General features: G+C 64.3%; 6 protein-coding genes. 3 read left to right on the top strand and 3 right to left on the bottom strand.

The genetic code is table 11. The features are described from left to right. Positions 1-285: 285 nt before the first annotated feature. Positions 286-2,862 (top strand): EAL domain-containing protein, encoded by a 2,577-nt coding sequence (locus QMX89_RS20365; protein ID WP_282349619.1) that lies wholly within the window; start codon positions 286-288, stop codon positions 2,860-2,862. 87 nt (positions 2,863-2,949) lie between these two features. Beyond that, positions 2,950-4,839 carry a methyl-accepting chemotaxis protein gene (locus QMX89_RS20360; RefSeq protein ID WP_282349618.1) on the top strand — a complete coding sequence of 630 codons (1,890 nt, stop codon included), beginning with the start codon at positions 2,950-2,952 and terminating at the stop codon, positions 4,837-4,839. 242 nt (positions 4,840-5,081) lie between these two features. On the opposite strand, the gene QMX89_RS20355 is transcribed toward QMX89_RS20360, so the two are convergent. The 3 genes from QMX89_RS20355 to QMX89_RS20345 are packed head-to-tail and all read right to left on the bottom strand — an operon-like array spanning position 5,082 to position 8,568. After that, on the bottom strand, positions 5,082-6,170 hold the full coding sequence (locus QMX89_RS20355) for a beta-glucosidase (RefSeq protein ID WP_282349620.1): 1,089 nt from the start codon (positions 6,168-6,170) through the stop codon (positions 5,082-5,084). A gap of 29 nt (positions 6,171-6,199) precedes the next feature. Beyond that, the gene (gene glf / locus QMX89_RS20350; protein WP_282349617.1) at positions 6,200-7,411 is read right to left on the bottom strand and encodes a UDP-galactopyranose mutase; all 1,212 of its coding nucleotides are present in this window, start codon (positions 7,409-7,411) and stop codon (positions 6,200-6,202) included. Then, complete coding sequence (locus QMX89_RS20345; RefSeq protein WP_282349616.1) at positions 7,399-8,568, bottom strand: glycosyltransferase family 1 protein; 1,170 nt, start codon at positions 8,566-8,568, stop codon at positions 7,399-7,401. The genes glf and QMX89_RS20345 overlap by 13 nt, the downstream gene beginning before the upstream one ends. A gap of 312 nt (positions 8,569-8,880) precedes the next feature. On the opposite strand from QMX89_RS20345, the gene galE reads away from it, so the two are divergent. Beyond that, positions 8,881-9,960: a UDP-glucose 4-epimerase GalE gene (gene galE / locus QMX89_RS20340; RefSeq protein WP_282349615.1), complete on the top strand. Its 1,080-nt coding sequence runs from the start codon at positions 8,881-8,883 to the stop codon at positions 9,958-9,960. The last annotated feature ends 3 nt before the right edge of the window (positions 9,961-9,963 follow it).

Below are 9,963 nucleotides of genomic sequence, written 5' to 3'. Positions count from 1 at the left end.
CAGAAAAGCTGCTCCCACAGAAAAGCTGCTCCCACAGAAAAGCTGCTCCCACAGAAAAGCTGCTCTCACAGAAAAGCTGCTCCCACAGAAAAGCTGCTCCCACAGGAAGGCTGAGTCCACAGGACGGCTGCTCCCACAGAAAGGCTGAGCCCACAGGAAGGCTGAGCCCACAATGAGCAGGTTTCACAGAAAGCGCTTCTCCTGAAGCGCCCCTGTGTTCATGGAAGCTCGAGGGCGGCCGATACACCCCGTATCAGCTGCGCAGTACTCTTCTCCAGGCCATCCATGCTCAAGTCCAGCTTCAGTTCTCCTGCCTCGCCTGCCCAGCCAGCGAGCAGCACTTCCCTGGCACAGGCGTCGTTGGTCACGTTCTGTGCCAGCCTTGCCGTGGTCTTCGCGCTGGCGGTCTCGCTGTCACTGTATTTCGCCCACGGCCTGGATCGTGCAGAGCAGGCCCAAGGGCAGTCACTGATACAAAAAAGCATCGAGGCCGAACGCCGGCTCCTGCAACTGACCATCAAGGATTACTCGTTCTGGGGTGAGGCGTATCGGCATCTGCACCTGAAGGTCGACATGGAGTGGGCCTTCGTGCGGGAGAACTTCGGCCCCGCGCTGTACGATGATTTTGGCTATGAAGCGGCTTTTGTCATCGGCCCGAGTGGCCGCTCCGTCTATGCGGTGATCGAAGGCCGCTACGAGACCGTGGCAGCGGCGCAGTGGCTGGGGCGCTCTGTCGACGAGTGGGTGGCCGAAGCCCGCGCGCTCGCCGATGACGAAAAGGTCTTCACAACACTGACCAGCCTGGCCGGCACGCCGGCGCTGGTCGTGGCAGCAGCCATCACGCCCAGTACCGATCCTACCGTGCAGGCCGACGACCGGCCGCCATCGGTCATGCTCGTGGTCAACCGACTCGATCCGCGGCGCCTCGAGGAGCTGGGCGCCAACATGGGTTTGCGCGGAGTACGCCTGGGCCGGGCCGATGACCCTGCGGTCGCTCACGCAGAACTGACGGGCGAGCACGGTACGCACTTCGATCTGCAGTGGGATGCCACCCGGCCCGGGCGGCAGATGATCATTGTGGTGCTGCCGCTGATCATTCTGGCGACGCTGATCATTTTCGGCATGACCTGGGTCATGTTGCGCCGCAATACCCGGGCGGCCCGTGCCTTGGACAGCAGTCACGAATTGCTGCGCACCAGCCAGGCGGCGCTGACGCTGAGCGAGTCACGCTTTCGCGATGTCGCCGAGGCCAGCTCCGACTGGATCTGGGAGGCCGACTGCGAGGGGCGCTTCACCTACTTGTCCGACCGTTTCGAAGCCGTCACCGGGCTGGACAAGGCGCAGCTGTTGGGAACTTCGCTGGACGAACTCGTCGACCTGCCCGACGGCACCTTGCTGGACCGGCTGCGCAGCAATGTCGGGCAGAGCAACCTGGTCACCGAATGCAGCTATGTCGACAAGCACCTGCAGCAACGCACAGCCAGGATTGCCGCACGCACCAGCGGTACCCAAGGGTTTCGCGGCACCGCCACCGATGTTACCGAGGAGATCGAGGCCCGGCGACGGGTCGAGTACCTTTCGCGGCATGACGTGTTGACCGGGCTGCCAAACCGCAGCCAGCTGCGCGACTATCTGGAAAGCCGCCTCGAAAATGCCCTGGCCGCCAGCCAGCCCTTGGTGATGCTGACCATCGACCTGGATCGCTTCAAGCCCGTCAACGATCTGCTCGGACACGCCACCGGCGACCTGGTGCTGCACGAAATCGGCGCCCGCATCAGGCAGTGCGTGCGCAGCCAGGACATCGTCGCCCGGGTCGGCGGTGACGAATTCGTCATGGTCGTGTCGGGCATGGTCGGGCATCAGGAGATCGAAGCCTTGTGTCGACGGCTGATCGACTTGATCGAGCAAGTGATCGACGTCGACGAGCAGGAGATTCATGTCAGCGCCAGCATTGGCATCGCCGTGTCTCCGGGGGATGCCGCACATGCGCCCGAACTGTTGCGCTATTCCGACATCGCGCTGTACGAGGCCAAGGCCAGTGGGCGCGGTACCTGGCGTTTCTATGACGGTGACATGAACGCGCGAATCGTCGAGCGTCGCCGCCTCGAAGGCGATCTGCGCTATGCGGTCAAACATGGCGAATTGCGTCTGGAATACCAGCCGCGCTTTCGCATTGCCGACGGGCGCATGGTCGGGGCCGAGGCCTTGGTACGCTGGCAACACCCCCAGCGCGGACTGCTGGCGCCCGATGCGTTCATACCCATCGCCGAGGAGGTGGGATTGATCACTGCCGTGGGCGAATGGGTGATGGACGCCGCCTGCAGGCAGGCCAGCCAATGGCCCGAAACGCTGTTCGTGTCGGTCAACGTATCGTCCAGGGAGTTTCAGAGCGGGCAGTTGGTCGAGCGGGTCAAGGCGGCATTGCAGCGCTCTGGGCTGGCCGCGAACAGGCTCGAACTGGAGGTCACCGAAAGCGTCATGCTGGAAGATGCCGACAATGCCCTGATACTGATGCGCAGCCTCAAGGCACTGGGCGTGCGCCTGGCCATGGATGATTTCGGTACCGGCTACTCATCGTTGAGCTATCTGCGCTCCTTCCCCTTCGATGGGCTCAAGATCGATCGCAGCTTCGTCAGCCGACTCGGCGAGAGCCAGACGGACCTGGCCATCATTGAGGCCGTGATCGGCCTGGGCCGGGCCTTGTCGCTGACGGTAACCGCCGAAGGTGTGGAAACCCTGGAACATCTCAAGTTGCTCGACTCCGTGGCCTGCGACGAAGGCCAGGGCTACTACCTGAGCCGCCCGCTCGAGGGTGCCAGCTTCGATGCGCTGCTGCGTTCCATCAGTTTGCCAACGGGCTGAGCCGGTCATTCAAGAAGCACAGAAGCGAGCCGATAGCACGGCGGTATCCGTTGACGCTGCTTCTTCTCTCCTGCCGGTATTCGACCCTTGATCAAACACCTGAAATTCAGCCATAAAATCCTGCTGGCCGCCGCTCTGGTCGTGACGGCGGCCCTGGCCGCCTTCGCCGGTTTCAATGCCTACCTGCAACGCCAGGCCATCGACCAGAGCCTGCGTGCTTCGCTGACCGAAACCGGTCGCGTCACGGCCGGCAACGTTGCCTATTGGCTCGACGCGCGCATCAAGCTGATCGACAGCCAGGCTCAAGTCCTGGCCCGCGATCGCAGCGCAGAAGGCCTGACCGGCCTGCTCGAGCAGAAGCTGTACACCGACAACTTCGACCTCACCTACCTGGGTGAGGTCGATGGCACCTACACCAAGCGTCCCCACGGCCCGTTGCCGGCCGGCTACGATCCTCGCCAGCGGCCGTGGTATGCGGCGGCGACCAAGGCCGGTGGCATGATCGTGACCGAACCCTATATGTCGGCCTCGTCGAAAAAGCTGGGCATCACCATCGCCACACCGCTGATGCGCGATGGCCGACTGGCCGGTGTGGTCGGCGGCGATCTGGACCTGTCGACGCTGGTCACCATCATCAGCTCGCTCAACGCCGGCGGCCTGGGCGAAGCCTTCCTGGTGGATGCGGAAGGCAAGATCCTGGTCAGCAGTCATCCCGAACAGGTGCTCAAGCGCCTGCCCGAGGTGTTCACTGAAGGCACGCCGAGCCTGGCGCCGGGTTTCAGTTCGGTGCCGCAGAATGGCACGCAGCGGCTGGTCAGCTTCACGCCTGTGGAAGGGCTGCCGTCGGTGAAATGGTACCTGGGGCTGTCGATCGACGAGGCCAAGGCCTATGCGCCGGTGACCCGGGCGCGCAATCTGGCGATCATCGCCACGGTGGTGGCAGTGGTCGCGATCATGGCCTTGCTCGGGTTGCTGATCCAGATCCTGCTGCGACCGCTGCGCGAGCTCACTCGCGCGATGGACGACATTGCCGAGGGCGAAGGGGATCTGACCCGGCGTCTGCCGGTGGGGGCGCGCGACGAATTCGGCGCGCTGGCCACGGCCTTCAACTCGTTCGTGGCACGTGTCCATGGCTCGATTCGCGATGTCGCGCACAGCACCCAGCAGTTGACCCAAGGCACGCGTCGGGTGCTGGAGTCTTCACAGTCGTCGATGCAGCAGTCCGACGTGCAGGCGCAGCGCACCCAGAGCGTGGCGGCGGCGATCAACCAGTTGGGCGCGGCCGCCGAAGAGATCGCGCGCAACGCCGCGCATGCGTCGGGGCAGGCCAGCGATGCGCGTGTGCAGAGCCAGGAAGGTCGCAGCGTGCTGGGTGAGGCCCTGCAGGCGATGCAGGCGCTGTCGCAGAAGATCGGCAGCAGCTGCGAGCACATCGATGCGCTGGACGGCAAGGCGGCCAATATCGGCCAGATCCTCGACGTGATACGGGGAATTTCCGAACAGACCAATCTGCTGGCGCTCAATGCCGCTATCGAAGCGGCGCGCGCCGGTGAAGCCGGGCGCGGGTTTGCCGTGGTGGCCGACGAGGTGCGCTCCCTGGCCAGCCGCACGCAGAGCTCGGCGCAGCAGATTCAGCAGATGATCGAGGAGCTGCAGGGCGGCTCGCGCGATGCCGTGGCGTTGATGCAGGAAAGCCAGCGGCAGAGTGCCCACAGCATGGTAGTCGCCGAGCAGGCCGGCGTGCGCCTGACCACCGTGACCGAGCGCATCGGTGAAATTGATGGCCAGAACCAGTCCGTGGCCACGGCGACCGAAGAGCAGACAGCGGTGGTGGAGACGTTGAACCTGGACATCAGCGAGATCAACCTGCTCAACCAGCAGGGCGTCAGTAACCTGGAAGCCACCCTGAGCGCCTGTACGGCGCTGGAACAGGAAGCCGCACGATTGCAGCAGCTGGTGGGTGGGTTCCGCATCTGATCCGTCAGGTATTGCGCGGTGCGGCCGGACGCGGCTTGCGCCGCTGCTACAGGGGTTGTGCGTGCCTTGGGGGCGGCATGCGTTCCGGCAGGTATTACGCGGTGCGGCCGGACGCGGCTCGGGGGCGGCATGCGCGTTCCGCACATCCGCGTGACGCGTCTGGTACGGCATACGAAATTTTTGTAGCAGCGGCGCGAGCCGCGTCCGGGGGCGCTGCGGATGTGTGGGTGGGACGCAGCGGTTTATGGACGGCGACCGTGCAAGCGCTCCAGCGTTTGCAATTGCACCCGCAACGGATGATAGGGGGCCCGTGAGCCTTCACCGTCGGCTGCGCCGTACACACCGGCGGGGCAGTAGCGGCCATCGTCCCAACCGGGATAGTCCAGGAACGGATACCAGCACAGCCCCTGAACATCGACGCCACGCGCAATCGCCAGCGCCAGTTGTTCACCCACGTATTCCAGCCACGGCCCTCGCGCATCCGCCTCGGCGCCGGTTTCGGCCAGGAGGATGGGTCGGCCATAGCGCCGATTCAGTTCAGCCAGCAACCCCGCCAGCGGGCGGAACTCGGGATGCCCCAGCAGGATCCGTTCGCCGTTCTGTCGCCACTGGTTCTGCGGGTAGAAATTGGCCCCGATGATGTCCAGATACCCCTCGCAGCCGCCCAGCCCCGGCCACTGGCGCCCGGCGAGCATGTCCCAGGCCTGGAACTGCGCCAGCCGATGACCCTCGGCGCGCTCCTGGTCCACGGCGCGCGGCGAATCGGGCACGATGTGAATCAATGGATCGCACTGCACGAAGCGCGCCTGGGGCGCGTGCGTACGAATCGCCTCGATGGCCTCGATGCTGGCCCGCACCAACTGGTGCTTGAGCTCCAGCCCACGACCATGGGCGCCAGGGTTGAAATAGCCGACGTCGCCGCCGGCCCAGCTCCAGAACGACATCTCGTTGACTGGGGAGCAAAAGGGCACCTCGAAACCCTCATCGACCATCAGCCGCGCTGCGGCACCGGCAAAGCGGGCAAAGCGCTCGACGAATTCCGGCCGCCAGATGTCCAGTCCGTCGGGATAGCCGTAATGACAGAAATCCCACACCACTTGCAGATTGCACTCACGCGCCGCGCGCAGCAGGGGTAGGAAACTGCTCCAGTCGTAGTGCCCGCAACGCCGTTCGATCTCGTGCCAGCGCAGGCCATCCCGGACGCAGCCGATACCATCGAACCGCAACTGTCGATAATCTTCAGCCGCCCAGCGTTGATGCCCGGTGCTGACCTGGACATCGACTCGTTCGCCATCGCGTCGCCGCTGAGCGGCGCATTCGTAACCGGCCATGATGAACGTGTCGAACAGGCCACACGCGCTCAAGCGCCGCGCTCGTCGAGCAGTTCCACGGCAGCCGTCGCACCGGGGACGGGCGCACCCGCCTGCTCGATTCGCTGGTACAGCGCCAGCGCCTGACCGACTACCTGATCCATGTTGTAGTACTTGTAGGTGCCCAGTCGCCCGAGAAAGGTGACCCCCGGCGTTTCGTCCGCCAGCGCCTTGTAGCGTTGATACAGCGCGGCGTTTTCGGCCCGTGGGATGGGGTAGTAGGGGTCGCCTTCGGCGCACGGGTACTCGTAGGTGATGCTGGTCTGCGGGTGTTGCTGCCCGGTCAGGTGCTTGTATTCGGTGATGCGCGTGTAGGGCACCGCTTCGTCCGGGTAATTGACCACGGCCACCGCTTGCAGCTGGGATTGCTGCAACGTCTTGTGCTCGAAGCGCAGCGAACGGTAGGGCAGGCGGCCCAGACGGAAGCCGAAATACTCATCCACCGGGCCGCAGTAGATCAGCTGAGCGTAGGACAGCTGCTCGCGAACCTGGGCGAAATCGGTGTCCAGCAGCACGTCGATACGCGGGTGGTCGAGCATGTTCTCGAACATGCGGGTGTAACCGTCCAGCGGCATGGCCTGGAAGCTGTCGGTGAAGTAGCGGTCATCCTCGTTGGTGCGCGTGGGGATGCGCGAGGTCACCGACTTGTCCAGCTGCGACGGGTCCAGGCCCCATTGCTTGCGGGTGTAGCCCTGGAAGAACTTCTGGTAAAGCTCTTGGCCGATCTGATTGATCACCACGTCCTCGGAGGTGCGGATGCACTCCACCGGCTGTGCGCGCTCGGCCAGAAAGCGTTCGGCCTGAGCCTCATCCATCTGCAGGCCGAACAGCGTGTTGAGGGTAGTGAGGTTGATCGGAATCGGCACCAGATGATCGTCGACCTGTGCCAGCACTCGGTGCTCGTAGGGGCGCCACTGGGTGAAGCGCGACAGGTAGTCGACGATGCGCTGGGCATTGGTGTGAAAGATGTGCGGCCCGTAGCGGTGGACCATCACGCCGGCTGCATCCAGGTGGTCGTAGGCGTTGCCGCCGATGTGTTCGCGTCGGTCGATCACCAGCACGTTCAGGCCAAGCCCTTCGGCCAGGCGCTCGGCAATGACACTGCCGGCAAAACCGGCGCCCACCACCACATAGTCGTAGGGACGGCCGTCGCCATGGGCGGACGGGCCGCGGCTGGCGCTTTCGAGGTTTACCTGAGGCATTCGATCTGCTCCTTCATGGCCGCGCAGGTTTTGTCCCACGACATGCCGTTCAATGCTGCATCGGCCTGGGCCAGCACGCTGTCGCGTGCCTCGGCGCCCAGGGCATGTTCTACCGCGGCGATGAAGGCAGCCGGTGTGTCGGCAATGGTCACGACCCCGCTGTCACCGTAATCGTTGATCACGTCGGTGATCGGCGTGGACACCACCGGACGTCCACCGGCGAGGTATTCGGGGGTCTTGGTCGGACTGATGAAGCGCGTGGAGGCATTGATGGCGAAGGGCATCAAAGCGACTTCCCAGCCAGCCAGATACCGCGGCAAGTCGCTGTAATTCTTGCCGCCCAGGTAGTGAATGTTGGCGCGTCGCGGCAGGGTCTGCGGGTCGATCTTGACCACCGGGCCGATCAGCACGATCTGCCACTGCGGCCGCTGTCGGGCCAGTTCATCGACCAGCTGGATGTCGAAGCGCTCGTCGATTACCCCGAAAAAGCCCAGGCGCGGATGGCCGATCGCCGCCTGGTCGGTCGGATCAGGAAGCAGCTCTCGGGCCTGGGCAAAGTGGGCGATGTCGACGCTGCTGGGCATGGCGTGGGCGTTGGCGTGTTGGTGGCGCTTGGCCTCCCACAGGCTGTGCCCGCCGGTGAACACCACGTCGGCACGCGCCAGCAGTTGACGTTCCCTTTCAATGAGCTCCGGTGGCGCGCCCATGAACGCCGACAGCTCGTCCATGCAATCGAAGATCGTCACCTGGGCCTGCAGGTGGTCGGTGAACGCCAGGCTCATCGGCGTCAGGTACCACAGCAGCAATTCATCGTGTCGATGCTCGGCCAGGTAGGCATCGAGCAGTTCGCGTTGCAAGGCGATAACCCGTTCGTGGGGCACACCGGCAGGCAATTGCGGGACCAGCACGGTCACGCCCTGGGTGGGCTGGCTGGTCAGCAACTGCGGCTCGACATGGTCAGCGAACACTGGCTCTTCGAAGAACAGCACGTCATAGCCTTGCGCCAGGCGTGACATGACGTGCTGCGGGCGCTGGTAGACGAAGCCCCAGCGCAGATGGGACAGACACAGCATGAGCGGCCGGCGGGTGGGCGCAGGATCGCGCAGGGCGCGGGAATGAGCAGCGGGGGTAGAGCCGTTCGGCGCCACATCGTTCATGGGGGTGTCCTTGTTTCAGAGCCTGAATCGGGACTGAAGTCAGCGGAGACTGAGCTTCGACGCCACCCGTATGGATTGTGCGCGGCAATGAACAGGCCAGGTGGGGAAGGTCATGATCTGTGCATTGCCAAGCTTTGGACGCTGCCGAAGCTGCGCTCGTTCAACTTTCCCTGCGTGACCGTCCGGCACTGCATGGGAACTCCACAGAAGGCCCGAGGGCATAGCTTCATAGGCCTGATCCCGTCGTCGTATCACGCAGGTGCTATCCCTTGATCTTGACCAGTGTGCCTGCGGGCGCCGGGAGCGACGACGATGATTCTGGTCACAGGCGGTACGGGTTATATCGGCGCACAGGTCGTTTTGCAGTTGCTGGGCCACGGGCAGACGGTGGTCATCCTCGACAACCTGTGCAACAGCTCGCGCACCAGCCTGGAACGCATCGCCAGGCTGGGCGGACGGCGCGCCCGCTTCGTCCTGGGCGATGTGCGCAATCGGGCGCAACTGGACGCGCTGTTCGCCGATTTTCCCATTACCGCGGTGATTCACTGTGCGGGGTTGAAGGCGGTCGGCGAAAGCGTCCGTGAACCCTTGCGCTACTACGACAGCAATGTCGGTGGCAGCATCACCCTGTGCCAGGCCATGGCCGCCGCAGGGGTGTTCACGCTGATTTTCAGTTCGTCGGCAACGGTCTATGGCGACAGTCCGCGGATGCCCATCGACGAACGCTGTGCAACCGGGCTGCCAACCAACCCCTACGGTTTTTCCAAACTGATGGCCGAGAACGTCATGACCAGCCTGGCCGCGTCCGATGCGCGCTGGTCGGTCGGGCTGCTGCGCTATTTCAATCCCATCGGTGCGCACGATTCTGGTGAGTTGGGCGAAGCGCCTGCGCAGGTACCCAACAACCTGCTGCCTTATCTGCTGCAGGTGGCCAGCGGGCAGCGGGACGTGCTGCATGTCTATGGCAAGGACTACGCCACGGTGGATGGCACCGGGGTGCGTGACTACGTGCACGTCATGGATTTGGCCGAGGGGCACTGGCTGGCCTTGCAGGCCTTGATGGGGGGCAGCGGGGTGCAGGTCTGGAACCTGGGGACGGGGCAGGGCTATTCGGTGTTGCAGGTGGTCGATGCATTCACGCGCACGTGCGGAGTGTCTGTGCCGCTCGCGTTCGAGCCCCGGCGCGCGGGCGATGTTGCCCAATGCTGGGCCGATCCGGACAAGGCGCGCCGTGAACTGGGCTGGCAGGCCCGACGCACCCTGGAAGACATGTTGCGCGACGCCTGGCGCTGGGAGTGCCGACTGGCAGCCGAACACCACCCCATCCTATACATCCCGCGCATTACCCCTGTAGCAGCGGTGCAAGCCGCGTCCGAATTCGCCGCGATATAACAG

Origin of the sequence: Pseudomonas sp. PS01301 (genome assembly GCF_029960215.1) — a bacterium.
Taxonomy (GTDB): Bacteria; Pseudomonadota; Gammaproteobacteria; order Pseudomonadales; family Pseudomonadaceae; genus Aquipseudomonas; species Aquipseudomonas coleopterorum.
This window is presented reverse-complemented; position numbering and strand designations above follow the sequence as displayed.

Excerpts from the sequence above, each read along its gene's own strand:
- QMX89_RS20345 (WP_282349616.1), bottom strand. The coding sequence starts at position 8,568 with ATGAACGATGTGGCGCCGAACGGCTCTACCCCCGCTGCTCATTCCCGC.
- galE (WP_282349615.1), top strand. The coding sequence starts at position 8,881 with ATGATTCTGGTCACAGGCGGTACGGGTTATATCGGCGCACAGGTCGTT.
- QMX89_RS20355 (WP_282349620.1), bottom strand. The coding sequence starts at position 6,170 with ATGGCCGGTTACGAATGCGCCGCTCAGCGGCGACGCGATGGCGAACGA.
- glf (WP_282349617.1), bottom strand. The coding sequence starts at position 7,411 with ATGCCTCAGGTAAACCTCGAAAGCGCCAGCCGCGGCCCGTCCGCCCAT.
- QMX89_RS20365 (WP_282349619.1), top strand. The coding sequence starts at position 286 with ATGCTCAAGTCCAGCTTCAGTTCTCCTGCCTCGCCTGCCCAGCCAGCG.